At 58.7% G+C, this 23819-nt stretch carries 17 protein-coding genes and 2 pseudogenes; 15 read left to right on the forward strand and 4 right to left on the reverse strand.

The window, feature by feature from the left end; translation table 11 throughout:
- Nucleotides 1–64: 64 nt before the first annotated feature.
- The 3 genes and pseudogenes from HQ945_RS18070 to dapA all read left to right on the forward strand — a co-directional run.
- Nucleotides 65–474, forward strand: a pseudogene (locus HQ945_RS18070) (isochorismatase family protein); the annotation flags it as partial.
- Nucleotides 471–1784 carry an epoxide hydrolase family protein gene (locus tag HQ945_RS18075; RefSeq protein ID WP_174208354.1) on the forward strand — a complete coding sequence of 438 codons (1314 nt, stop codon included), beginning with the start codon at nucleotides 471–473 and terminating at the stop codon, nucleotides 1782–1784. The pseudogene HQ945_RS18070 and the gene HQ945_RS18075, both read left to right, overlap by 4 nt.
- 511 nt (nucleotides 1785–2295) lie before the next feature.
- Complete coding sequence (gene dapA / locus HQ945_RS18080; protein ID WP_246272710.1) at nucleotides 2296–3246, forward strand: 4-hydroxy-tetrahydrodipicolinate synthase; 951 nt, start codon at nucleotides 2296–2298, stop codon at nucleotides 3244–3246.
- A gap of 928 nt (nucleotides 3247–4174) precedes the next feature.
- On the opposite strand, the gene HQ945_RS18085 is transcribed toward dapA, so the two are convergent.
- The 3 genes from HQ945_RS18085 to HQ945_RS18095 all read right to left on the reverse strand — a co-directional run bounded on the left by HQ945_RS18085 (nucleotide 4175) and on the right by HQ945_RS18095 (nucleotide 9938).
- Nucleotides 4175–5269: a porin gene (locus HQ945_RS18085; RefSeq protein ID WP_174208355.1), complete on the reverse strand. Its 1095-nt coding sequence runs from the start codon at nucleotides 5267–5269 to the stop codon at nucleotides 4175–4177.
- 150 nt (nucleotides 5270–5419) lie between these two features.
- Complete coding sequence (gene aspT, locus HQ945_RS18090) at nucleotides 5420–7114, reverse strand: aspartate-alanine antiporter (RefSeq protein WP_113281202.1); 1695 nt, start codon at nucleotides 7112–7114, stop codon at nucleotides 5420–5422.
- Between the two features lie 94 nt (nucleotides 7115–7208).
- Complete coding sequence (locus HQ945_RS18095) at nucleotides 7209–9938, reverse strand: aminotransferase class I/II-fold pyridoxal phosphate-dependent enzyme (RefSeq protein WP_113281203.1); 2730 nt, start codon at nucleotides 9936–9938, stop codon at nucleotides 7209–7211.
- A gap of 630 nt (nucleotides 9939–10568) precedes the next feature.
- On the opposite strand from HQ945_RS18095, the pseudogene HQ945_RS18100 reads away from it, so the two are divergent.
- Nucleotides 10569–10965 (forward strand): annotated as a pseudogene (locus tag HQ945_RS18100) (transposase); the annotation flags it as partial.
- Nucleotides 10966–10969: 4 nt separating this feature from the next.
- Here HQ945_RS18100 and HQ945_RS18105 read toward each other — a convergent pair.
- Complete coding sequence (locus HQ945_RS18105) at nucleotides 10970–11437, reverse strand: Lrp/AsnC family transcriptional regulator (RefSeq protein ID WP_027232334.1); 468 nt, start codon at nucleotides 11435–11437, stop codon at nucleotides 10970–10972.
- 120 nt (nucleotides 11438–11557) lie between these two features.
- Between HQ945_RS18105 and HQ945_RS18110 the strand changes: the two genes are divergently transcribed.
- The 11 genes from HQ945_RS18110 (at nucleotide 11558) to ehuA (ending at nucleotide 23488) form a co-directional block, all read left to right on the forward strand.
- Entirely contained in the window at nucleotides 11558–13036 is a 1479-nt protein-coding gene (locus tag HQ945_RS18110) for an NAD-dependent succinate-semialdehyde dehydrogenase (RefSeq protein ID WP_174208356.1), read from the forward strand.
- Nucleotides 13037–13048: 12 nt separating this feature from the next.
- Nucleotides 13049–14452 carry an aspartate aminotransferase family protein gene (locus tag HQ945_RS18115; protein ID WP_091946779.1) on the forward strand — a complete coding sequence of 468 codons (1404 nt, stop codon included), beginning with the start codon at nucleotides 13049–13051 and terminating at the stop codon, nucleotides 14450–14452.
- Nucleotides 14453–14626: 174 nt separating this feature from the next.
- Nucleotides 14627–16075 carry a MocR-like ectoine utilization transcription factor EhuR gene (gene ehuR, locus HQ945_RS18120; protein ID WP_174208357.1) on the forward strand — a complete coding sequence of 483 codons (1449 nt, stop codon included), beginning with the start codon at nucleotides 14627–14629 and terminating at the stop codon, nucleotides 16073–16075.
- Nucleotides 16076–16142: 67 nt separating this feature from the next.
- Complete coding sequence (gene eutB / locus HQ945_RS18125) at nucleotides 16143–17162, forward strand: hydroxyectoine utilization dehydratase EutB (RefSeq protein ID WP_174208358.1); 1020 nt, start codon at nucleotides 16143–16145, stop codon at nucleotides 17160–17162.
- Nucleotides 17159–18172 (forward strand): ectoine utilization protein EutC, encoded by a 1014-nt coding sequence (eutC, locus tag HQ945_RS18130; RefSeq protein WP_091923058.1) that lies wholly within the window; start codon nucleotides 17159–17161, stop codon nucleotides 18170–18172. The genes eutB and eutC overlap by 4 nt, the downstream gene beginning before the upstream one ends.
- Nucleotides 18169–19347: an ectoine hydrolase DoeA gene (doeA, locus tag HQ945_RS18135; RefSeq protein WP_027232340.1), complete on the forward strand. Its 1179-nt coding sequence runs from the start codon at nucleotides 18169–18171 to the stop codon at nucleotides 19345–19347. Before eutC ends, doeA begins: the two co-directional genes overlap by 4 nt.
- A gap of 10 nt (nucleotides 19348–19357) precedes the next feature.
- Nucleotides 19358–20365 carry a N(2)-acetyl-L-2,4-diaminobutanoate deacetylase DoeB gene (gene doeB / locus HQ945_RS18140; RefSeq protein WP_175585048.1) on the forward strand — a complete coding sequence of 336 codons (1008 nt, stop codon included), beginning with the start codon at nucleotides 19358–19360 and terminating at the stop codon, nucleotides 20363–20365.
- 64 nt (nucleotides 20366–20429) lie between these two features.
- Nucleotides 20430–21281, forward strand: a complete 852-nt coding sequence (ehuB, locus tag HQ945_RS18145) for an ectoine/hydroxyectoine ABC transporter substrate-binding protein EhuB (RefSeq protein WP_174208360.1) — start codon at nucleotides 20430–20432, stop codon at nucleotides 21279–21281.
- 59 nt (nucleotides 21282–21340) lie between these two features.
- Nucleotides 21341–22006, forward strand: a complete 666-nt coding sequence (ehuC, locus tag HQ945_RS18150) for an ectoine/hydroxyectoine ABC transporter permease subunit EhuC (protein ID WP_027232343.1) — start codon at nucleotides 21341–21343, stop codon at nucleotides 22004–22006.
- A 13-nt stretch (nucleotides 22007–22019) separates the two neighbouring features.
- Nucleotides 22020–22712 (forward strand): ectoine/hydroxyectoine ABC transporter permease subunit EhuD, encoded by a 693-nt coding sequence (gene ehuD / locus HQ945_RS18155; RefSeq protein WP_027232344.1) that lies wholly within the window; start codon nucleotides 22020–22022, stop codon nucleotides 22710–22712.
- Nucleotides 22709–23488, forward strand: a complete 780-nt coding sequence (ehuA, locus tag HQ945_RS18160; protein ID WP_027232345.1) for an ectoine/hydroxyectoine ABC transporter ATP-binding protein EhuA — start codon at nucleotides 22709–22711, stop codon at nucleotides 23486–23488. The genes ehuD and ehuA overlap by 4 nt, the downstream gene beginning before the upstream one ends.
- Nucleotides 23489–23819: the final 331 nt, after the last annotated feature.

Consider the following 23819-nt stretch of genomic DNA (forward strand, 5'->3'; position numbering starts at 1 on the left):
CTCCGGAACTTTGAGAGCGCACGCGAAACTGCCGAGTCGTCAGTAAGAGCAAACGGCGTCTAGCTGGGAGCCCGGAGACTACGAGCAGTGGACCATCCCAGCCCCTCCCAACGAAACATCGTGAGAGGCCCTCATTTCGCGCGCGGCGAGTGGGGTGGCGAGTGGCACCCAGATTTCGCCCCGAAAGCAGGATACATAGTCGCCAAGGAACATTGGAGTGGCTGGCAGAAGGGGATCACCCATGTTATCGTGGTCGGGTTGCTGGCCAATACTCGTATCGAAACCACTGCGCATTATGCACCAGAGCTTGGCTATCATCTGACCTTGGTCCGCGACGCGACGGCAGCGCTCTGGCATGATATGATGCACGCCGCGCACGAACTGAGTGGTCCTACCTGCGCCCACGCAATCATGGGGCCCGCGGAACTGATCGCAGCTTTGTCAGCATCACATCCGAAGGAGACGAGGCCATGACCAGGCTCATCACGGCCGCTGCTGCTATCACGGCCGTCACCGTCGTCGTCTCGGGTGCATTCCCCCAGACTGCGATTGCGCCAAAGGCAACAACTGCCCCCGCATCCAAGGCCACGGAAGACGCATCGATCCGGCCATTCAGCGTTCACGTTCCGGACGAGGCCCTTAATCAGCTGCGGCGCCGGATCCAGGAAACGCGCTGGCCCGATAAAGAGACGGTAGAAGACCAGTCCCAGGGCATCCAGCTTGCGAAACTCAAGCCGCTCGTCGAGTATTGGGGCACCGGCTACGACTGGCGCAAGGCGGAGGCGAAACTGAATGCCCTGCCGCAATTCGTCACCACAATCGATGGCGTCGACATCCACTTCATCCATGTCCGCTCCAAGCACCCCAACGCGCTGCCAGTGATAATCACTCATGGCTGGCCGGGATCGGTGTTCGAGGAACTGAAGATCATCGATCCGCTTACCAACCCGACCGCTCACGGCGGCACCGCCGACGACGCATTCGATTTGATCATTCCGTCGATGCCGGGCTTTGGCTTTTCCGGCAAGCCGACCGGCACGGGCTGGGGTCCTGACCACACCGCGCGAATCTGGGCTGAGCTGATGAAGCGTCTGGGGTACACCCGGTATGTCGCGCAGGGCGGGGACTGGGGTTCGCCGGTCTCCAGCGCCATGGCTCGCCTGGCACCGGCAGGATTGCTCGGCATCCACATCAACCTTCCGGCGGTGGTGCCACCCGAGGTGGCCGCGGCCCTGGCCTCAGGCGGGCCAGCGCCAGCGGGATTGTCCGACCAGGAGCGCTCGACTTTCGATGTGCTCAGTGCCGCTGCCAAGATGGGCAACAGGTCTTATGCAACGATGATGGGCACAAGACCGCAGACGATCGGCTACGGCATCACCGACTCGCCTGCCGGTCTCGCCGCGTGGATGCTCGGACATCCAGGCTTTTCGACGTGGACATACAGCACCGACGATCCCGAAAAGTCTCCTGACGAGGTTCTGGACGAGATAACGCTGTACTGGCTGACCAATACCGCGACCTCGTCCGGGCGTCTCTACTGGGAATATGGCGGTGGGCGGAGCCCCGCCCTCTCGGCCGGAGAGATGACTTCCGACATCTTGCTTCCCGTCGCCATCACGGTCTTTCCTGGCGAAAGCTATCGAACTCCGGAAACATGGGCCCGTCGCGCCTATCGGAACCTGAGCTATTTCCACGAGGTCGACAAGGGCGGTCACTTCGCCGCGTGGGAAGAACCTGAGTTGTTCAGCGCAGAGCTTCGTGCCGCGTTCAAGCCGCTGCGCTGAATTGTCAGTCTACGACCTTCTGTCTTGAGCAGGATAAATGCGATCGAGACCGCGGGGGCCTTGAGCTTTCGAGGTCGTGTATCGAGCGCGGTGGCAGCACGACCTTTTGCGCCATTTTGCCGGACGACCGATTTTTATGAATTCCTGATGTTTTGCCTTGAAGCCGGAATAGAAAGCCTATCCGACCCCATGATACCTGTTGCCACGTACTCAACAAAGGAGTGCCTGGAATGTCTGAGCGACTAACGAAAGTAATATCCCGCTACCAGCCCACCGTCGACTTTAAGCATGTAGTTTGGCGGAACTTGCCAACTTTTATCGCCCTTGCCGTCATCGTGGCGGTTTGTGTAGCGCTCCGCGTTTGGGTCGCCTTCAACCACGCGATCTGAGCAAGCCGCGATCTTCCGATCCCGACACAGTCGGCTCGACGCAAGTATCGCTGCGATCACAATCGATGAGCAAATCCATGATAAACAGCAGAACCGACCAACCCTCACGATTAAGGGGCGTAATGACCGCCCTCATCACCCCCTTCAACAACGGAGCCGTCGACTACGACGCCCTCGCCGCCCTTGCGGATTGGCAGATTCAATTCGGAATCAGCGCACTGGTTCCTTGCGGGACGACCGGCGAAGCCCCCACGCTTGCCTGGGACGAGCGGCTGAAAATCATCAGGACCTGCGTGAAAGCCTCGCGCGGACGGGTGCCCGTGATCGCCGGAACCGGCACGAACAGTACGGAACTGACGATCGCCCATACCTTGGCCGCCCAATCCTGCTGCGCCGACGCTGCGCTGGTTGTAACGCCCTATTACAACAAGCCGAGCCAGGATGGCATTGTCCGCCATTTCGAGGCGATCGCAGGGCGCGTCGACCTCCCTATCATCGTCTACAATGTACCCTCGCGTACCGGCATCGACCTGTCACTGGGGACGCTCGCGCGGCTTGCCCAGATCCCCTCTATTATCGGCCTCAAGGACGCGACGGGCGAAGTCAGGCGTGTCGGGGAAATGCGCCGCGCATTCGAAGACCGTTTCATTCTTTTGTCCGGGCATGATGCGTCGTCGCACGCCTTCAACCTTTCGGGAGGCGACGGCACGATTTCCGTAACTGCCAACGTCCTGCCGCACGTCTTCGCCGCGTTGCACGATGCATGCCGGAAACACGACTGGTCCACCGCCAATTATATTCAGCAGCGGCTGATGCGGGTCTATAAAGCGTTCGACCTCGACACGAATCCCGGCCCCATCAAGTACGCCCTGAAATATCGGCGCGGCATGAATGACGAAATGCGTCTGCCGCTCGTGCCTGTTTCGGCAGAGACGGCGGATCGGATCAGGATAGCGCTCGACCGATTGGGCGATCCGGGCAGCGATGTCCCGTGCGATCCAGCCGATGCGATTTTCGGCGCGGACGAAAGGCCGATCGAAAAAGCACCCCAGCCGCTCAACTGGCGGATCTGAGCAAGCGACCCTTCACCAAACAATGCTGCATCCGCCAGGCCTGCGCCTGCCAGCTGCTGAAAGCGAAGATCATGCGATACCCACGTAAAAGCCACGATCGTTTTAGAACGTGCACCCGTTTTCTCGTTGGTCGAAATCTGGAAGGATGCTGGATCGTCTGCGACAGGCAGCGTCTGGTCGGCGGACTGTTTGCTGACAGGGAATCGGCCCTGCACTTCGCGGTTACCCAGAGCGAACACCGGCCCGAGGCCGTGTGGTGCGCCAACGATGATGATTGTCTCCTGACCGATCCGTGGCAGGATCTCACCGCTCCCGCGCCCCGTCACTCCAAGCGCGCGTGATGTCTTTGATCACGGAACAAAGACCGTGAGCTTATCCCCGAATATCCGGTGCATAATCGGCGTTTTGATTGTCACCGCACTGATCATAGCAGCCGCCTTCCTCACCCCGCCCCGGTCGCCGTCCAATCGGGAACAAGGTTATTGGGCCGGAGGACCGGTGGTTTCCTCGGTTCCTCGACAAGACGGTCATAAAGCGATAGTGCGTCCTCCGCCGATCTCATCCCCTTAGGCATCCAGGCAAAGCAGGCACGAAGATTGAGCTGTTTGCTTGTTGCAATATCCGGCGTCGGAAGAACGAAGACCAGGTCGACCGGCGGTCCGTCGATCGATTCAAACTCGATGGGTTCTCAGCCCGGTAACCAACCCGCAATTGTATTCAGCCTTAGAGTTTGATGCCTGTTCGAGATTTTTGATCAATCAGGAGTTAGTGAAGGTCGAAGGCAAAACATCTACTATTACAACTTAGGACGTGACTTCCTCTTGTTCATCGATATGAAGAAAGTCGGTATGCAGCGGCCAACCTAAAATGCAAAAAAGCCCGCCAACCGGATAAACGGCGGCGGGCAAACAAACTAATTGATCTTTGCCTAGAAGTTACGCTGGAAGCGAATGATGCCGCCAAGTGCGTCATCCTCGCCGAAATCGCTCTCTGCCACTTCCTTTCGGTCGCCGCCGAACTTGGTGTAGTCGATTTCCGGCCTTATGAAGAAGCCCGGCACCAGCTCGTAGTTGACGTTGAGGGCGAGAGCCCAGGTGCCCTGCTCTTCATAGGCCGCCTGGCCGTTGATTGTCGCCTTGTCAGTAACCTTGATGGCAAAGCCACCCCAGCCGGCCCAGTCGCCTTCCCACAAGCCGTACCAGTTTTTGTTCTGATTGGTGATGAAAGAATCAGAATCATAGTCGGATTGATAGCCCGCCATGATCCAGGCCGATATTGCATCCGTCAGGCTCACGTCGAGCCGCGCCTTGACGCCGACAGCATCCTGAACGGAATCATAACCGACGACAGCACCAATCTGGCCCCAACCCTGTTGATATTTTACGCCGGCAAGGACATGCGGCATGTAATCATCGATGACGTAGTCATAACCGTTGAATACCATACCCTGTTCCGCGGCGATGACAGCGGAAAATCCGTTTCCACCCTTGAAGGTGTAGCTGATCTGATTGCTGGAAATGCTGTCGGATCCATACTGGATCACGTCGTCCTGAATAATCGTCCCAGCATAGCCGAGCCAGGAGCCGAAGAGGACATCGTTGACGCCCATCTGGAACCCGCCCAGCTCGATAAACCCCTGATGCAGCGTGCCTCCGGCGTCGTCGCTGTTTGTATTCTGGAAACGGGTGTCAATAAACGACCGCAGCGTGCCAAGTTCTGTTTCGGAACGCGCATCAAAACGAATTTCGGCGCGGGTGCGGACACGCCAGGTATCATTTCCGCCTGCACCAACGGGGCCACCGGTAAACACGTTGTCCCCGCCGGAAAACTCAAAGCGCAGGTAACCGTTGACCTTGAGGCATGTTTCGGTTCCCGGGATATAGAAGAAGCCCGCTCCGTAGGCATCGCATACCCGGACATATTCAACAGGCTCGGGCTCCGCAACGACCACCGCATCCGCTGCATAGGCCGACGTCGTCACGAGTACTGCACCCGATATCAGAAAAAGCCTCCGAATAGCCATGCGATCCCCCATTCTCTGCCAACTAGTCAGCAAGATACGTTCGAGCACTTCGCGCAGATTCCACAATCATATCATCAGTCGGCCCATCCAAAGTGTCTCCGCTCAGCCACACCCGGTGGTCCATCGTACCAAAGGCGAGGTGGACATTCGTCATTCGCCAATCGTCATCAATGCGACGAGCACGGGCCCCCACGCAGTGAGAAGAATATTACCAATTGCATAGGGGACCGTATAACCGAGCGCAGGAATACTACTCCGAGATTCATCTTGTATCGCCCGGAGGGCGGCCGTGATCGTTCCGGCACCGGCACATGCACCAAGAACAATAAGGGGATTCATCTTGAGCATATAGCGGCCAAAAAGAATCGCTATCGTATGCGGCAGCAACGCCGATACCAGCCCCACCACCACAAGACTCAAACCGGTTTGTTGGAGCCCAGAGAAGAAGCTTGGCCCGGCGTTGATGCCAACCACACCGATAAAAATGCACAGACCGACAGTGTCGAAGATCCAGATCGCCGGTTCCGGGATTCGGCCGAAAAATGGGTGTACAGACCGAAGCCAGCCAAAAACCAGCCCCATGATCAGCGCACCTCCGCTTGCAGTCAGAGTTAACGGGATACCGCCAACGGTTACCGACAAGAGGCCAACAAGGCCCCCAAGCACGATGCCTGTCCCAACAAAAACCATGTCCGTCGCCATAGTTGGGCGGTCTGGATAGCCTAATTCCATTGCGGCCCTCTCAACCTCCGGCTTAGTGCCGATCAGACTGAGCACGTCTCCACCATCGATGGTCGTCTTTGCAGTAACGGGCATCTCCTGTCCGGCCCGTGTAAGCTTCCGCAGAAACACGCTCCGAGTGAATTCGAGCTGCGCCAGTTCTCCAAGTGTTCTCCCAACCGCGATCCCTCGCGTAACCACGACATCCAACACTTCGACCGGTAGGTCGAGCAGAGGCTTGTCGTCTACTTCCGGGCCGACAATCTTTCCGCTGTTCACGTGTATTTCCTGCCGAGCGAGTACGGCGACGACGTCACCTTCGCGGATGACCGAATTGGGAAGCGCCTCCATGATGCCTCCGTGGTGTCGGATTCTTGCGATGAACACCCGCGAGCCTTGCGGCAAGGCTTCAAGTTCTGCCACCGTCTTGTTAACGAGTTTCGGATTGGTGACACGGTAAGCACGCAGATCGAACAGTCTTGCTCCCGAGGTCACGCCAAGTTCCAGTTGCGCGGAGCCTGCCAATGCGGTGCCTTGCATACGCATCCCTTCGTCGCGCAGGTTAACTCCCATCAGTTTGGGTCCGATTGTAGGGAGAAACCATACAAGGCTGGCGGTTCCAATGAGGTATGTGACTGCGTAAGCCACTGGAATATTGTTCAGCAGGCTAATTCTTTCCGCTTCGGGAATAGCCAGGCGCTGAATAGCCTCCCCGGCCGTGCCAATAACCGTCGATTCTGAAAATGCTCCTGCAAGCAGTCCGGCGGCCGTTCCGACGTCGTACCCAAGCAGCGTCGCAAAACCGAATGCAGTGAGCAAGCATGCAACGCATAAGACCAAGGTAAGCGCCACCTGTGGAATTGCGTCCTGTTTGAGCCCGCGGAAAAACTGCGGTCCGACCTTGTAGCCGGTTGTAAACAGAAAAAGATCAAAGAAGATGATCTTCACAATCGGTGGAATCTTGATATCGAGCTGTCCAATCAACACCCCCGCCAAGAGCGTCCCCACCACGATTCCGAGGCTGAAACTTCCGAGCTTTACCCGTCCAATCAAAAAGCCAATGGCCAGCGCAAGGAAGATTGCCAGTTCAGGATTGTCGCGCAATGCTTGTACAAAAAAAGCCATCCCCTACTCCTGCCCATTGTCAAGCTCAAGGAGTCAACGACCAACCCCGGATCGAACCCGCCGTGGGCAAGCAGACGCGCCCACAGGCGCTTATCTAGTGCCTCAGTTTGGTTGAGATGACCTCCGGCTTTAGCAGTTTGAGACCGCGCGCTTTCTCGTAGCCATGAATCTCTTTCACATCGAGTTTGCGCATGAACTCAATTGTCTCCTCTGTGATCACTTGACCCGGCACCATGATCGGGAAGCCAGGTGGATAAGGAATTACGAAGTTGGCGGACACCATTTCCGGCCCCTCGCGAAGGCGACGATTACATTCATCTCCATGCAAAGGAATGTATTCACAGCCCGTGGCATCGTAAGCACCGTAGAAAGCTGTGCGCATATCCCCCTCCGGTGTGGCACGCCCCGCGTCTTGTCGAAACGCTTCATGGAAATGACTGAAATTCGGTAGGTCAGGCACGTCCGTCATTAGCGACTTGACGCGAGCGGCCAGCGCGTTTCTTTCGCCATCGCCGCCCCGGGCAAGGCGTGTCTCGATCCCGTTAGAAATCTCCAGGAGCACGCGAACGAGCTGCGCCACATCGCTCCGTGTATTGTTGATATTGGATTGCAGCAGAACCGAATTGCGCGACGTTTTATTGAGCTGAATGTCGTAGACATTGGCCAGCAACGCCTTGAACTCGGTTCCATCGAAACCTGCCGTTCCACAGACAAGCGTCATACGCGTAGGATCGAGGCAGAATTCGTCGTCGTGCATGCTGCGCACCTGGCTGGCCCAGGTTGTGTCCGGCGCCAGAAAATCCACAAACCCACTCTCCCGGTACTGCGCGGGGATCATGCCGTCAGCACCAAGCATATGGAAGTATTTCGAGATTATCGGATGTGAATTGACCGCACGCCGGATAGCAAGCGAGATCTCGATGGCGTTGAGCACGAGGCCGTAGCCTTCCAATTCCATTTGCCGCCGCGCTACGTCGAGACTGCCGATCAGTTGCTGGTTGGGGCTTGTCGAAGCATGCGTAAAGATTGCTTCGTGAAACTGCGACTCAACTGTGTAGAAGTCGACGTCTTTCACGAGAACCATCGAGCCCTGGCGCAGCGCTGACATGGATTTGTGCGTCGAGTTGGTCTGGTAAACGCGAATACGAACCTTCCGCGGGTCCGGGAGCAACCGCGTCGTTAGCAGTTCGTCGACGGTGGGGTCAGACCCAAGTTCCTGCTGTTGTTTTTCGTAGGCCTCAACCGCGGCCAAACCGTGAATCCATGTTTCAATTGCGGCAGCGGCGCCCATTGCGGTGCGAGGACGCAATACCGGTGAGAACCGCGCGAAGCCGAACCACGCCTCATCCCAGAGGAATACGAGGTCCGGTTTAATGGCGAGGCACTCCTCCATGACCCGACGCGTGTTGTAGATGTGGCCGTCAAAGGTGCAATTCGTGAGGTCCACCATTTTGACACGGTCAAGCCTGCCTTCGGCCTTCAGATCCAGGAGTGCCTTTTTTATGCTCCTGAGGGGTACCGCGCCATACATCGAGTATTCTGTCATCGGGAATGCATCAACGTAGAGCGGTTGCCCGCCGGCAAGGACAAGCCCATAGTGGTGGGACTTGTGGCAGTTTCGGTCGAGAATGACGATGTCACCGGGCGCGACTATCGCCTGGTGGACCATCTTGTTCGACGTGCTTGTGCCGTTGGTTACGAAAAAGGCATGGTCCGCGCCAAAAGCCCGCGCGGCCATTTCCTGAGCGCGCTTGATATTGCCTGTCGGCTCCAACAGGCTATCAAGTCCGCCCGTTGTGGCACTGCTTTCCGCAAGGAAAAGGTTGATACCATAGAACTCCCCCATATCGCGGATCCAGTCAGACTTGAAAACCGACTTTCCTCGAGCGAGCGGAAGCGCATGGAATGTGCTTATCGGGCGCCGCGCATATCTCTTGAGGTTGTCGAAGAACGGCGTCTCGAAACGGTCTTGAATCCCCTCAAGCACCGACAGGTGGAGTTCCAACGGTTCTTCGATCGCATAGAGAACGCGACGGATGGATGCCGACCGTGCATCGCCCGCCAAATTTTCTACCTGGCGGTCAGACAGAAGATAAATGTCGAGGTCTGGTCGCAGGCGTTTCAACGAGTTTGCCAAGAGCAACGCCAGATCAGCATCCTCCGCTCGCGCCCCATCCAGTCCGAGGCCGGACAGCACGCTGCGCAACACCGGCGCCGAATGTCGCGAAGCGTAGTTAAAGCCCTCGAAGATCGTAACCGCGGCAATATCCGGATTGATAATCGCAGCGCAGATCGCATCTTCGAAGCTGTCTACCGGGACAATTTCGTAAATAAACGCGTCCTCAGGACGTCGCAGGTTGCGCAACTGCGCGATTTGATCGGCAGCTTGCGTTGTGGCACCCGGCGCAACAATCAGCATTTCGAAGTAGGGGCGCTTTGCGTCTCCGTGTCTGAGCGTGGGCGGTAGGACATCAGCCGGCGTATCGACGACTTCCTCGGTCGTTCGCCACTCGGCAGGATCATACTTGAAGTCACGCGTGACAATCGCGGCCGAAACGCGTCGCACCAAATCAGTAAAGCCAACAGCATCGCCTCCCCGCAGCCTGTCGCTTAGCCTCGCCATGAGCGCAGAGCCTGGGAATGCGTGAAACCCTTCAATGGGGCCTAACTCTGCAAAGGCAGCTTCGGCCGCGTTCTGATCGGCTCGCCCGACCGACCATGCGCGCGCTGCGGCAACAACATCGCGCCACCGGTCTGCGCGTTCCGCGGGCATCGAGAAGAAGTGGTCTATCCGCTGCTCAAGCATCTTGGCCGGTTTCGGCATCGCGGTATCTCCCCTGCCTATGGTGACTAGTTCATTCGTCTGGGCGAGCGAGTGGGCTGACGTCAGGCAGAGGAGCGTCTCTTCAGCCGCTTCACTATGCCTCCGTCGAGCGGGCGCTTTGCCCGTTTCATGCAACTTAGAGTGTAGACCGATGTGAACGCGAATACGTGTAGCATCGTGTAATATACGGCGCCCACTTACAGACCAGGCCAGCAAAACAGTCAGTTTCCGGGATCGTCAAGCCCGCTTTTCGGAGAGAGTTGAGACGTTATCGAAAGCGGACCGCGACGAGATAAGGCAGTGAGTGAAGTGCCCAGACAGTTATGCAGCCCGGATAGCGCTCGAAGCCCGCTTCAACCAGCTCGGGACCGAAGTGTGGGTTTTGTAAATTCATATGGCCTGGCCACAATAAGCCTAGGTGCGCAAGGCCTGGACACCGACCGGAGGTTATTGTGAGAAGCGGGCTACGTCGCTTCGAAAAATAACACCGTAGGGGTGCGCCAGCGGCGTAGCCATCGAACCAGCGATGTCGTCTTGAAGTTTAAACAGGTTGTGCGGATTTGCAGACCGCTGCATACCCGAAAGGTCACTGAACGGTTCGACAACCAGTCTAGGAATATGAGTCCTGATCCGCTGCAGACGATCCGTGCCATTGTAGACGAGGCGCTGGAAGTTCAATCGCCTGATTTCGAGGTCATGTATTCGGCGATTACCCGCCCGTCGATTCCGCCGGACAAACTGCTTGCGTGCCCTGTTGTTGCGGGCCTTTTACGATCCGCTCTGAGCGTCAGTTCATGGAGCAGGTGGACTACAATGTGTTGTTCCGATGGTTCGTCGGCTTGTCGATGGACACCCGGTCGGGACGTCACAGTATTCACCAAGAACCGCGAGCGCCTCTTGGCGGACGGACGTCGCCGCCAAGTTCCTAGTCGCCTTGCTGAGCCAGCTGCGGGTTAAGGCTCTCTAGTTGTCAGACGAGTTCTTCTCGGTGGTCGGCACCTTGATCAAAGCCTGGGCGAGCATGAAGATGGTCAATTTTCAATCGGAAAAGCAAAGCCAGCCTTCACTCGATCCATGACGACCATGGTCTTGAAGCCCTTGATATCGTGGTTCTCATAGAAGAACCGCCGCGTGAAAGCCTCGTAGTCCTCCATATCCTTTGCCGTGATCACCAGGATGAAGTCTGCGTCGCCCGTCACATAGTAGCCGATCATGACTTCCTTGGTCATACGGATCGCTGTCTTGAACCGGTCCACGATATCCGCCCGTTCGCGCTCCAGGGAGACAAGCACTATCATGGTGATGCCGCGCCCGACGGCCTTCGGCGACACGATCGCCACGTCCGCCTCGATCACGCCCTCTTCACGCAGCCGTTTCAGTCGTCGCTGACAAGCGGTCGGCGACAGGTTGGCGATCTGCGCCAACTCTTCCGACGTCATGCGGTTGTTTTTCTGCACTGCATCAAGCAGTACCCTGTCAGCTCTATCAAGTTCACCCATGCAGAACTCCGGTGAAAGCAAATCGATAATCGCATATTTTCTGCATCAAATAGGAAGTCAACGCAGAAATGCGATGCGAAGACGCGAGTACACTTCCTATGAAGACAATCCGGAGCAACTATGAACCGTACCGCCGCTGCTGCCTTGACCAATCTGTCACGACCTGATCTGATCGAACGTCGGGCCTTTCTGGATGGCACCTGGGCCGCGCGCGAGAGGACGCTGGACGTCGTCGATCCTGCGACGGGAGAACACCTCGTTGATGTTGCGGCTTGCTCGCTTGAAGATGCCGATGACGCCGTCGGTGCGGCGGGAAAGGCATTTCTCGACTGGAGGGACAGACCTCCCGTTGAACGGGGCCAGGTCCTTCGGGCCTGGGGCAAACTGATGCGTGACAACGCACGGGATCTTGCAGTCATCATGACGGCCGAACAGGGCAAGCCTTTGGCGGAGTCGCTTGGCGAGATCTCCTACGCTGCCAATTTCCTCGACTGGTTTGCCGCCGAGGGCGAGCGCGCCTATGGGGAAACAATTCCGAGCCATCTGCCCGCTAGCCGGCTTTCGGTCCACATGCAGCCGCTGGGGGTGACCGTCGCCATCACGCCCTGGAACTTTCCCTCGGCGATGATCACCCGCAAGGCGGGCGCAGCCTTGGCCGCCGGCTGCGCGATGATCGTCAAACCCGCTCCGGAAACTCCCCTCTCGGCGCTCGCCCTGGCGAAGCTGGCCGACGAGGCCGGCATGCCCGCCGGCGTATTCCAGGTTCTGACCGGCGAAGCCGAGCCGCTTGCACGCCGGCTTCTGGAACATACGCAGGTGCGCGCTTTTTCCTTCACCGGTTCTACAGAAGTCGGCCGCATCCTGCTGGCGCAATCGGCTGCTACCGTCAAGAAAGCTTCCTTGGAGCTCGGCGGGCACGCACCCTTCATCCTGTTCGACGATGTCGAACTCGCTCAGGCTGTCGAAGGCTGTATCGGTGCCAAATTCGCAACCTCGGGCCAGGATTGCCTCGCCGCCAACCGGATTTACGTTCAACGCGGGATCTATGATCGTTTCGTCGAGGCCTTCGCCGAGGCGACGTCTAAACTCCATGTCGGGCACGGTCTTGAAGACGGGACCGATATCGGCCCGATGACACGGAGGTCGGTGGCGGAAAAATGCGGCCAGCAGATCGCGCAGGCGCTTTCTGCCGGCGCGCGCCTTGTCTGCGGCGCGCAGGAGAGCCCACTTGGCGCCAATTTCGTCACACCGACCGTGCTGGCCGATGTGACCGACGACATGACGATTGCTCGCGAGGAAACTTTCGGACCGGTCGCCGCGATACTACCGTTCGACGACGAGCGGGATGTAGTCGCGCGCGCCAATGCCACCGAAATGGGGCTGGCGGCCTATGTCTACACGAACGATCTCGGCCGCGCGATGCGCCTTAGCGACCGGCTCGAATACGGCATGGTGGCGGTCAACACCGCAAAATTCACCGGCGCGCCCATCCCCTTCGGTGGCTGGAAGCAATCCGGACTCGGTCGCGAAGGCTCGCGCCACGGCCTCTCCGAATATCTCGAATCAAAATATGTTTGCTTCGGCAACCTCTCTGCCTGAAAGGAACCTGTCATGGCCATAGACGTCACTCGGATTGCAGAGATGGACCGCAATTCGGTCCTGCATCCCTTCACGAAACTCAATGACTTCGCCAGCGGCAAGATGGGCGATCCGACGATCGTCGAGACCGGCAAGGGCATCCGCATAGAGGACGCGCTTGGCAATCAGCTGATCGACGGCTTTGCCGGCCTCTATTGTGTTAATGTCGGCTATGGCCGCACCGAGGTCGCCGAGGCAATTTCGCGCCAGGCCTATCGTCTCGCCTACTACCATTCCTACGCCGCGCACACGACGGATGAGTTGGCAATCCTTTCCGATCGCCTCGTGAAGATGGTGCCGGGCAAGATGAGCAAGGTCTTCTATGGCATGTCCGGTTCCGATGCCAATGAGACCCAGGCAAAGCTCGTCTGGTACTACAGCAACCTTCGCGGCAAGCCGAACAAGAAGAAGATCATTTCCCGCGAACGCGGCTATCACGGCTGCAGCGTCGTCTCGGGATCCATGACCGGCATGAGCTTCTACCATGACCACATGGATCTGCCGCGTGCGGGCATCCTCCATACTGGCGCTCCGCATCATTATTGGGGAGCGGAGGCCGGCGAGACGGAGCTCGAGTTTTCCAAGCGCCGTGCCGAAGAACTTGAGGCCCTGATCCTGCGAGAAGACCCTGAGACCATCGGGGCCTTCATCGCCGAGCCCGTGCTCGGCACCGGGGGCATCACGCCGCCGCCGCAGGGATATTGGGAAGAAGTGCAAAAAATCCTCAGGAAATACGACATCCTGCTGATCGCCGATGAAGTCATTACCGGCTTCGGGCGAACCGGTTCCATGTTCGGCTCGCAGCACTACGGCATCGAACCAGACCTGATCACCGTCGCCAAGGGCCTTACTTCAGCCTATTTCCCGCTCTCGGCCGCCATCGTCGGCGAGAAGGTGTACAAGGTCATGGAGGAAGGAGCAGATCGCGTCGGAACCTTCTCCCACGGATACACCTATTCCGGCCATCCGATCGGTGCTGCAGCAGCAAATGCCGTTCTCGACATCGTCGAGAAAGAAGACCTGCCGGGCAATGCGCGGGCGGTCGGCACCTACTTCCAGGAGCAGTTGAAGGCGAGGTTCGCCCAGCTTCCCATCGTCGGCGAAGTGCGCGGAGTGGGCTTGATGGGTGCGATCGAATTCGTCGCGGATCGCGATAAGAAGACGCGTTTCGCGCCGGCTCTCGCTGTCGGCGCACGCGTCTCCAAGGCGGCTCGCAATCGTGGCCTGATTGCCCGCGCCATGCCGCATGGCGACATCCTGGGTTTTGCGCCGCCGCTCGTCACCACAAAAGCCGAAGTCGACGAAATCGTCGCCATTGCAGAATCTGCCGTCCGATCCGTCATGGATGAGCTGGCACAAGCTGGCGAAAAAATCTGATCCCGGCATGTGCCGGGCTGGATTCGCTCTCCCGGCACATATTCGGAGCCCAAAAGCCCGGCAATTGCGCTTATCTTCAAGGCAATTGCCGCCGCGTCGTGCAAAACGCTTCATCTTTATGGATGAAGCGTGCATAATGTCATGAAATTATAGCTCTAATAACGAGACAATTTCATGCGCCGCCAAGCCAATCCGCTTGCCACCGACCCGAGCCCTGCGACGAGGCCGGTGGTGTGGCGACCAAGCCTCGCCAAACAGAAGGGCGAGACTAAGCACGCGGCACTGACCGAACGCATCATCGCCGATATCGATGGCGGCCTTCTCAAACCGATGGACCGGATGCCCACACATCGCGACCTGGCGCGCGATCTCGGGCTTTCCGTGCAGACCGTCAGCCTTTCCTACAAGGAGGCGGAACGGCTCGGCTATCTGAGCGGCGAGATCGGCCGCGGCACCTTCGTGAAGGCGCGCGTGACTGATCGTGCCGGTCGAATGATGCTGGATCATAGCTCCAACGAAGTCCTCGACCTGTCCATCATTCGCGGTGTCTATCTCGATGAGCATGAAACCGCATCGCGAGAAATCTTTCGCGAGATGGCTGAAGGGAATGTCGCCGATTTCATGCGTCCCTGCCGCCCGATCGCAGGTCTCGACCGTCATCGCGAGACCGCACGGATCTGGCTGCGCACGCTGGGCGTCTCCGCCGATGCCGGACGCATCCTCGTGACGAACGGTGCGGCCCACGGCATATTTCTCGCGCTTACCTGCATCATTCGTTCCGGCGATGTGGTTCTTTGCGAAAATCTCACCGATCACGGCATTATCGGCCTCTCCAATATACTCGGCTTCAGCCTGAAGGGCCTGCCCACCGACGAAGAAGGTATCCTGCCCGACGCTCTTGAAGCCGCGTGCGCATCAGGTGGCGTTCGAGCGCTCGTCTGGATTCCGACACTCAACAATCCCACGGGTCATGTCGCAGGCGCCGCCCGACGACATGAAATCGCCACGATCGCAAAGCGTCACGGTATCTTTGTCATAGAGGATGAGGTCTATCGGCCGATGATCGACGAGGACTTGCCCTCGATCGCCGAAATGCTGCCCGATCTCGGCTTCTTCGTCACGAGTTTCACCAAGACCGTGCTGACCGGGTTGCGTGTTGGCTATCTTGTCGTGCCCCCCGCCTATTCCATTCGTGCGGCCTCCATCTTGCGCGTATCGAGCTGGAGCGGCACCTATCTGACCGCCGAAATCGCCACACGTTGGATCGAAAACGGTACGGTCCAGCGGCTGATCGGTCTCCAGCGCGGCGAAATCCGAACCCGCCAGGGAATCACGACAGACATTCTGGGCGATCACATCGCTTCCAGCCATCCGCTGTCGCCTTGCGCCTGGCTGAAAGTGCCGAAGCACTGGGCGGAAGACGGACTGGTGCGTTCGCTCGCCAACCAGAATGTCGCCGTAACGCCATCCGAGCCCTTCGTCGCCGGCCCCGGCCATGGCGGCGGCATCCGCATCTGCATCGGCGGCCGCATGAGCCATTCGAGCCTCTCCAAGGCGCTAACGACGGTGCGCCAGGCGTTCGAGCAATTGCCGCCCGTCTACGATATAGGTTCGATCGGCTGAGGCTGTCCGCCACAATCATTGAATCATGACAATATAATAATTGACATGATTTTACTTCGCTCCCAACATGACAATCATGACGAGCGCCAACCTGCCCAGAACTCCCAACCAAGCGATGCTGCCGGTTACGCCGACGGATATCGAGCAGGCTGCGGCGCGCATTGCCGGTCGGTTGGAGCCTACGCCCCTAGCGCACTCCGGCACACTGTCTGAACGCACCCACCAGTCTGTCTATCTCAAGCTCGAAACGCGCCAGCCGATCGGGGCCTTCAAGCTGCGTGGCGCAATGAACGCCATCCTGTCGCTCGATGATGCCGAGCGGAAACGTGGCCTTGTCACCGCCTCAACGGGCAATCACGGCCGTGCCGTAGCCTATGCCGCTCGGGAACTCGGCTTGTCGGCCACTATCTGCATGTCGTCGCGAGTTCCCGCGAACAAGATCGAGGCTATCCGCGCACTCGGCGCCAAGATCCGTATCGTCGGCGTCTCGCAGGACGATGCGCAGGAGGAAGTCGAGCGCCTGGTTCGAAGCCTTGGCCTCGTTTCAATCCCGCCATTCGACCATGTCGATGTAGTGGCCGGTCAAGGGACGATCGGCCTGGAAATCGTCAAGGACCTGCCCGATCTCGCAACCGTGCTCGTTCCTCTCTCCGGCGGCGGCCTGGTCGGCGGCATAGCCGTAGCCGTCAAAGCCGCGAAATCACAGGTACAGGTTATCGCTATCTCCATGGAACGCGGCGCGGCCATGTATGCGGCAATCGCAGCCGGCAAACCGGTCGGGGTCCGCGAAGAAGAGACGCTGGCGGATTCCCTCGGCGGCGGCATTGGCCTCACAAACACCATCACCTTCCCGCTCTGCCGCGCCCTACTCGATGACATCGTCCTGCTGACGGAAGCCGAGATCGCCGCTGGCGTTCGCCACATGGCACGAGAGGAATACGAAGTCGTGGAGGGTGCCGGAGCGGTCGGCGTCGCTGCGATCCTCGCCGGGAAGATCAAACTTTCGGGACCCACCGTCATCATCGTATCGGGTGGCAATATCGATCCGGACACCCATCGGCAAATCGTCGAGGGGACCGCAGCATGAGCCGGATGAGCATCCTCACGGAAAGAGATCTTCGCGCGGCTGTCAGGCTCGACATTTCTGCGGTCGACTGTATCGAGCAGGCCTTTGCCGCGCTCGCCACCAAGGCAATCGCGATGCCGCCGATCCTGCGTCTGGACATTCCGGAATTCCGTGGCGAGGTAGACGTCAAGACGGCCTATGTGCCCGGTTTCGACAGCTTTGCGATCAAGATCAGCCCCGGCTTCTTCGACAATCCCAGGCTTGGCCTGCCGAGCCTCAATGGTCTGATGATCCTCTTCAGTGTGAGAACCGGACTGGTCGAAGCCCTTCTTCTCGACAATGGCTATCTGACGGACATTCGAACGGCTGCGGCCGGAGCGGTCGCCGCACGGCATCTATCGCGCGAGGACGCTGCCGTCGCCACGATCTTCGGAGCGGGCATGCAGGCGCAACTGCAACTTCAGGCGCTGATGCTGGTGCGGCAAATCAGGTCCGCACGCATCTGGGCGCGCGATCACGCGAAAGCGCTAACGCTCGCGGCCGAATTTTCCCACGCCCACGGCATCGACGTCGTCGCCATTGCCGATCCGCATGAAGCCGTACGAGGCGCGGACATCGTCGTCACCACGACGCCGGCGGAAAAGCCGATCCTGATGGCCGACTGGCTGGAGCCCGGGCAGCATCTGACCGCGATGGGATCGGACGCCGAACATAAGAACGAGATCGATCCGGCCGTCTTCTCCTGCGCCACCTATATCGCCGACCGCATCACGCAGACGCGCATTCTCGGCGAATTGCATCATGCGATCATCGCAGGCGCGGCACAGCCCGACCAGCCCTTTTCCGAACTCGGCGCCGTCATAGCCGGCAAGGCACAAGGCAGGACCGGTGCGAATGACATCACCCTCGCCGACCTTACTGGCACCGGTGTGCAGGACACCGCCATTGCCAATCTGGCCGTCACCCGCGCGAAAGATGCTGGAAGCGGTCAGGTCATCGAAAACCATATCAACACGGGAGATGCAGTGTGAGCGTGACACTGAGCTTTACGCGCGAGGAATATGCCGAGCGCCTGTCCAAAACCCGTCATGCCGCAGAAAAGGCCGGAATCGATCTTCTGATCGTCACGGACCCGTCCAACATGCACTGGCTTACCGGATATGACGGCTGGTCCTTCTACGTGCATCAATGCGTGCTGGTCCCGCCGATGGGCGAGCCGATCTGGTACGGCCGCAAGCAGGATGCCAATGGCGCGAAGCGCACCGCCTATCTGAACCACGCCAATATCATCGGTTACCCCGATCACTACGTGCAGTCGACCGAGCGTCATCCGATGGATCTCCTGTCGCAGATCATCGACGAGCGCAAATGGTCGGGTCTCACCGTCGGCGTCGAGATGGACAACTATTATTTCTCGGCTGCGGCCTTCGCATCGCTGCAAAAGCATTTGCCGAATGCCCGCTTCAAGGATGCTGCGGGCCTCGTCAACTGGCAGCGCGCCGTCAAGAGCCCGACCGAAATCAACTACATGCGCAAGGCGGGCAAGATCGTCGAGCTCATGCACAAGCGCATTGTCGATGTCGTAGAGCCCGGCATGCGCAAATGCGATCTCGTCGCCGAAATCTACGATGCCGGCATTCGCGGTACATCCGAATTCGGAGGCGACTACCCGGCAATCGTACCGCTTCTGCCCTCCGGGGCCGACGCTTCGGCCCCCCACCTGACCTGGGACGACAAGCCGATGCAGTCGGGCGAAGGCACGTTCTTCGAGATCGCCGGCGCGTATAAACGCTATCATTGCCCGTTGTCGCGAACCGTATTCCTGGGAAAGCCCACACAGGCCTTTCTCGACGCGGAGAAGGCGACGCTCGAAGGCATGGAAGCAGGCCTTTCCGCCGCAAGACCGGGCAATACCTGCGAGGACATCGCTAACGCTTTCTTTGCCGTCCTGAAGAAATACGGGATCATCAAGGACAACCGCACAGGCTATCCGATCGGTCTGTCCTATCCGCCGGATTGGGGCGAGCGCACGATGAGCTTGCGCCCGGGCGACCGTACGGAACTGAAGCCCGGCATGACCTTCCATTTCATGACGGGCCTCTGGCTGGAAGACATGGGACTGGAAATCACCGAGAGCATCGCGATCACGGAAACAGGTGTCGAATGCCTGTCGAACGTGCCGCGCCAGCTCTTCGTGAAGGGCTGAGACCGTGCTGATGAGCGTGTCCCGCCCTTCGCCCATTGCTCCGACCGTCGATTTCGACGCCAATGGGGTGCAGCACGGTCATCTGCGGCTGCCCTACAGCCGCGATGACAGCGCCTGGGGTTCGGTAATGATTCCGATCTGCGTGATTGCCAACGAGGAAGGCCCGACTGCGCTGCTAACCGGTGCCAATCATGGCGACGAATATGAAGGACCGGCTGCCTTGCTGGAACTGGCACAGACACTCGATCCGTCGCAGGTGAGCGGGCGCGTTATCATCGTCCCGGCGCTCAACTATCCGGCTTTCCGCGCCGGTACGCGCACCTCGCCGATCGATCGCGGCAACCTCAACCGGAGCTTTCCGGGCCGTCCGGACGGCACGGTGACGGAGAAGATCGCCGACTACGTGACGCGCCATCTCATTCCGCTGGCCGATATCGTGCTCGACTTCCATTCGGGTGGAAAGACGCTCGACTTTCTGCCCTATGCTGCGGCTCACGAGCTGCCGGACAAGGACCAGGAAGCCCGCTGCTTCGAAGCGGTTGCCGCCTTCTCGGCGCCCTTCTCGATGAAGATGCTGGAGATCGACGCGGTTGGAATGCTGGATACGACGGTCGAGGAAATGGGCAAGACTTTCGTCACGACCGAGCTTGGCGGGGCCGGCACGGCAACCGCCCGCTCCATAGAGATCGCACGCAAGGGCAGCCTTAACCTCCTGCGCCACGCCGGCATCCTGAAAGGCGAGCCGGATGTCCGTCCGACCCGTTGGCTGGATATGCGGTCGGACGATTGCTTCACTTTCGCGCAGGACGACGGATTGATCGCATTTGTCCGTGATCTCGGTGATCCGGTCAGATCCGGCGAGACCGTTGCCCACGTCTACCCGCTGGGCCGGACCGGCATCGCCCCTGTCGAATACTGCGCCGTCATGGATGGCGTTCTTGCAGCACGCCATGTGCCCGGCCTCATCAAGGTCGGCGACTGCCTTTCCGTCATCGCGACGATCACGGAGGACATCTGACCGGAACAATCGATGCGAGATCCGAAAACGGACCGCCGAAACTTTAACCAGAGGAGAATGACGAATGACTATGACGAAAATCGCGTCGCTTGGCGCCATTGCACTGTCCATCGGCGTCACGACCGCCAGCGCCCTCACCGTTGAGGAAGCCAAGTCGCAGGGCTATATTCGCGCTGCAACGGCGAACGAAGTGCCCTATTCCTACATGCAGCCGGACGGAACATCGGCCGGAATCGGTCCCGACGTCGCCAATGCGGTCCTCAAATCCATGGGCATCGAGGAGGTCAACTGGACCGTAACGCCCTTCGGAACACTCATTCCCGGTCTTAAGGCCCGTCGCTTCGACTTTGCAGCCGCAGAGCAGAACATATCGCCAGAGCGCTGCAAGCAGGTCGCCTTCACCGAGCCGAACTCGTCGTATGGCGAAGGACTGCTGGTCAAGAAGGGCAATCCCAAGGGCCTGACCACCTATGCGGATATCGCAAAGGATCCGTCACTGAAGGTCGCCGTCGTTTCGGGTGCCAACAATGTCGACTTCCTGCGCGCCGTCGGCGTCAAGGACGAGCAGATCGTCTTCATTCCGGCCAACGCGGATGCGATTCCGACAGTGCAAAGCCGGACCGATGCCTATGCGGCGACCGAGCTGACAGTTTCGGAGCTCGCCAAGGGCCAGGCCAATGTCGAGCAGGTCGCTCCCTTCAAGGATCCGGTCGTCAATGGAGCACCGGTACGCAATTACGGCGGCTTTGCCTTCCGCCCGGAAGACAAGGAACTGCGTGACGCCTTCAACACTGCCCTGGTCGCCTTCCGCGAGACAGACGATTATAAGAAAATCCTCGGCAAATACGGCCTTTCGGAACAAAGCATCGCCGCAACCGCGCAAAAGAACGTCGCCGACCTTTGCGCCGGGAAGTAACGGCAGAAGGCGCTCGGTCGAGAGTCGGGCGCCATTCGCAATAACCGGGAGACTTCCAGATGGACTGGACAGCCTACCTGCCGATGCTGTGGCAAGGTGCCGTCGTTACTATGACAATTACGCTTGCCGCCATTGCCATCGGCGTCCTGCTTGCTTTTGTCTTCGGCATTCTGCGTGTCGAAGGTGGGCCGATCCTGTCGGCGATAGCGCTCTGCTATACGGAGGTGTTTCGCGGCACTTCCCTGTTCGTCCAACTGTTCTGGTTCTATTATGCGCTGCCGCTGGTCGGCTTGAGCTTCGATCCCATCACCACAGGCATTCTGGTCCTGGCTGCCCATGCCGGCGGCTACGGCGCGGAAATCGTACGCGGCGCGCTTTCGGCCGTTTCCACGCAGCAGCTTGAGGCCGCTCGTGCACTGAATTTCGGTCGCTTTCAGACGCTGTTTCGCATCTCCCTGCCCCAAGCGGTTGTCGAGATGATGCCGGCTTTTGGCAATCTCGCCATCGAAACGCTTAAGCTTTCGTCGCTGTTGTCGCTGATATCGATCGCCGATCTCACCTTCGCGGCCCAGTCGATCCGCAACATCACGCTGGATAGCGCCAGTATCTATTCGATCACGCTCGTCTGCTACTTCGGCATGTCGCTCTTGCTAATGGTCGCTATCCGCATCATCGAGCATTTCGTGCGGCGCGGCGACGTCTTCCCCCGCGCCCGCCATTCGTGAGGATCTTACCATTATGATGTACGGCTACGAATGGGACACAACGAACTGGATCACTTATACAACCTCGATCCTGCCCATCATCCTTATCGGTTTGACAGTCACGTTACAGGCGGCGGCGGCGGGCTTTGCAATTGCGCTGGTGCTTGGCCTGGTGTTTGCGCTGTTGCGCCGCAGCCGCATCAAGGTGATCTCCTGGACGACCGCTTTCATCGTCGAGTTCCTGCGGGACACGCCGCTGCTGGTGCAGCTGTTCTTCCTTTATTACGTTCTGCCTGATTTCGGCGTCGTTCTGCCCGCCTTCCTCACCGGCGCGCTGGCGCTCGGCCTGCAATACGCTGCTTATACCTCTGAGGTTTATCGAGGCGGCATAGAGGCGGTGCACCGTGGCCAATGGGAAGCAGCAACCGCCCTCAATCTGACGCGGATGCAGACCTATCGCGATGTGATCATTCCTCAGGCGATACCGCGAATCGTGCCTGCCATGGGCAATTATCTCGTTGCCATGATTAAGGAAACGCCCGTCCTTTCCGTGGTCACAGTTCTAGAAATGATGGGGCTCGCCAACATGATCGGCGAACGCACTTTTGAATATCTCGTGCCCCTGACGCTTGTCGGCCTGATCTTCCTTGTCCTGACGTTGATCTGCTCAGCTGGCCTCCACCGCCTGCAGAAAGCCCTTCCAAAAGCGGGAATACCCTTGCGATGACCAATAATAATGATCAGCCCATCATCGAATTTTCCGACGTCACCAAGCGCTTCGGTATTCTGACTGTGCTCGACAATTTCAATTTCAGCGTCGCGAAGGGAGAAAAAGTGACACTGATCGGCCCGTCCGGCTCCGGCAAGTCGACCGTTCTGCGCGTGCTGATGACGCTCGAGCCGTTCCAGGAAGGCAGGCTGACACTTGCCGGCACGCCTTACCACGAGCCGGGCGGCAAAGGCCGGTTCCAGGCCTCGGAAAAACACCTGCGCCAGATCCGCAATCACGTCGGCATGGTCTTCCAGAGCTTCAATCTTTTTCCTCATATGACCGTCCTGCGCAACATTGTCGAAGCGCCGGTTCGAGTCTTGGGGATGGCGCGGGCGGAAGCGGAAGCGCGTGCAATTGAACTGCTACAGATGGTGGGGCTTGCGGAGAAGAAAGACCACTATCCGGTGCAGCTTTCCGGCGGGCAGCAACAGCGTGTGGCTATTGCCCGTGCGCTTGCGATGCGCCCGCAGGTTCTACTTTTCGATGAACCGACGTCAGCGCTTGACCCGCAATTGGTGGGGGAAGTCCTCTCCGTCATTCGCAGCCTGGCGCACGAGCACGACTTGACCATGCTGCTCGTCACACATGAAATGCGCTTCGCGCGGGAAGTATCCGACCGCGTCTGTTTTTTCGACAAGGGAAGCATCTGCGAACAGGGAACGCCGGAGGAGATATTCGGCGCGCCGAAAGAGGCGCGCACGCGTGAGTTTCTGTCTTCGGTTCTGGGATAATCCTAGTTGTAGCCTTTTAGAGAAACCTACGGTCTTGAAGGGAATCGAACCGACGACCCCGTGATTAACTAGCTTCTATTGGCACTAAATTTTCCAGTCCAAGCAACTACTTGCTATCCGGTTGGCGCCGTTGAAACCAACAGATGACTCGATGTGGTAATGCCATTTCCAACGGCGGCCACGGGCGGCCACAGCAGACTGGCACTAATCCCCTTGCTGCAATCCATTCATCTCAAATGCTTCAGTATAAATGACCGATTTGGGCCGAATCCTGCTATATCGGCAGCTTCAAACGACCGTTTTCCCTAATTTTCATGATAATACGTTAAGC

The sequence above is a fragment of the Phyllobacterium pellucidum genome (genome assembly GCF_013327855.1).
Classification (GTDB): Bacteria; Pseudomonadota; Alphaproteobacteria; order Rhizobiales; family Rhizobiaceae; genus Phyllobacterium; species Phyllobacterium pellucidum.

What these genes read in the sequence shown, in the direction of transcription:
- HQ945_RS18075 (WP_174208354.1), top strand. Translation starts at nt 471, where the DNA reads ATGACCAGGCTCATCACGGCCGCTGCTGCTATCACGGCCGTCACCGTC.
- dapA (WP_246272710.1), top strand. Translation starts at nt 2,296, where the DNA reads ATGACCGCCCTCATCACCCCCTTCAACAACGGAGCCGTCGACTACGAC.
- HQ945_RS18085 (WP_174208355.1), bottom strand. Translation starts at nt 5,269, where the DNA reads ATGGCTATTCGGAGGCTTTTTCTGATATCGGGTGCAGTACTCGTGACG.
- aspT (WP_113281202.1), bottom strand. Translation starts at nt 7,114, where the DNA reads ATGGCTTTTTTTGTACAAGCATTGCGCGACAATCCTGAACTGGCAATC.
- HQ945_RS18095 (WP_113281203.1), bottom strand. Translation starts at nt 9,938, where the DNA reads ATGCCGAAACCGGCCAAGATGCTTGAGCAGCGGATAGACCACTTCTTC.
- HQ945_RS18105 (WP_027232334.1), bottom strand. Translation starts at nt 11,437, where the DNA reads ATGGGTGAACTTGATAGAGCTGACAGGGTACTGCTTGATGCAGTGCAG.
- HQ945_RS18110 (WP_174208356.1), top strand. Translation starts at nt 11,558, where the DNA reads ATGAACCGTACCGCCGCTGCTGCCTTGACCAATCTGTCACGACCTGAT.
- HQ945_RS18115 (WP_091946779.1), top strand. Translation starts at nt 13,049, where the DNA reads ATGGCCATAGACGTCACTCGGATTGCAGAGATGGACCGCAATTCGGTC.
- ehuR (WP_174208357.1), top strand. Translation starts at nt 14,627, where the DNA reads ATGCGCCGCCAAGCCAATCCGCTTGCCACCGACCCGAGCCCTGCGACG.
- eutB (WP_174208358.1), top strand. Translation starts at nt 16,143, where the DNA reads ATGACAATCATGACGAGCGCCAACCTGCCCAGAACTCCCAACCAAGCG.
- eutC (WP_091923058.1), top strand. Translation starts at nt 17,159, where the DNA reads ATGAGCCGGATGAGCATCCTCACGGAAAGAGATCTTCGCGCGGCTGTC.
- doeB (WP_175585048.1), top strand. Translation starts at nt 19,358, where the DNA reads ATGAGCGTGTCCCGCCCTTCGCCCATTGCTCCGACCGTCGATTTCGAC.
- ehuB (WP_174208360.1), top strand. Translation starts at nt 20,430, where the DNA reads ATGACTATGACGAAAATCGCGTCGCTTGGCGCCATTGCACTGTCCATC.
- ehuC (WP_027232343.1), top strand. Translation starts at nt 21,341, where the DNA reads ATGGACTGGACAGCCTACCTGCCGATGCTGTGGCAAGGTGCCGTCGTT.
- ehuD (WP_027232344.1), top strand. Translation starts at nt 22,020, where the DNA reads ATGATGTACGGCTACGAATGGGACACAACGAACTGGATCACTTATACA.
- ehuA (WP_027232345.1), top strand. Translation starts at nt 22,709, where the DNA reads ATGACCAATAATAATGATCAGCCCATCATCGAATTTTCCGACGTCACC.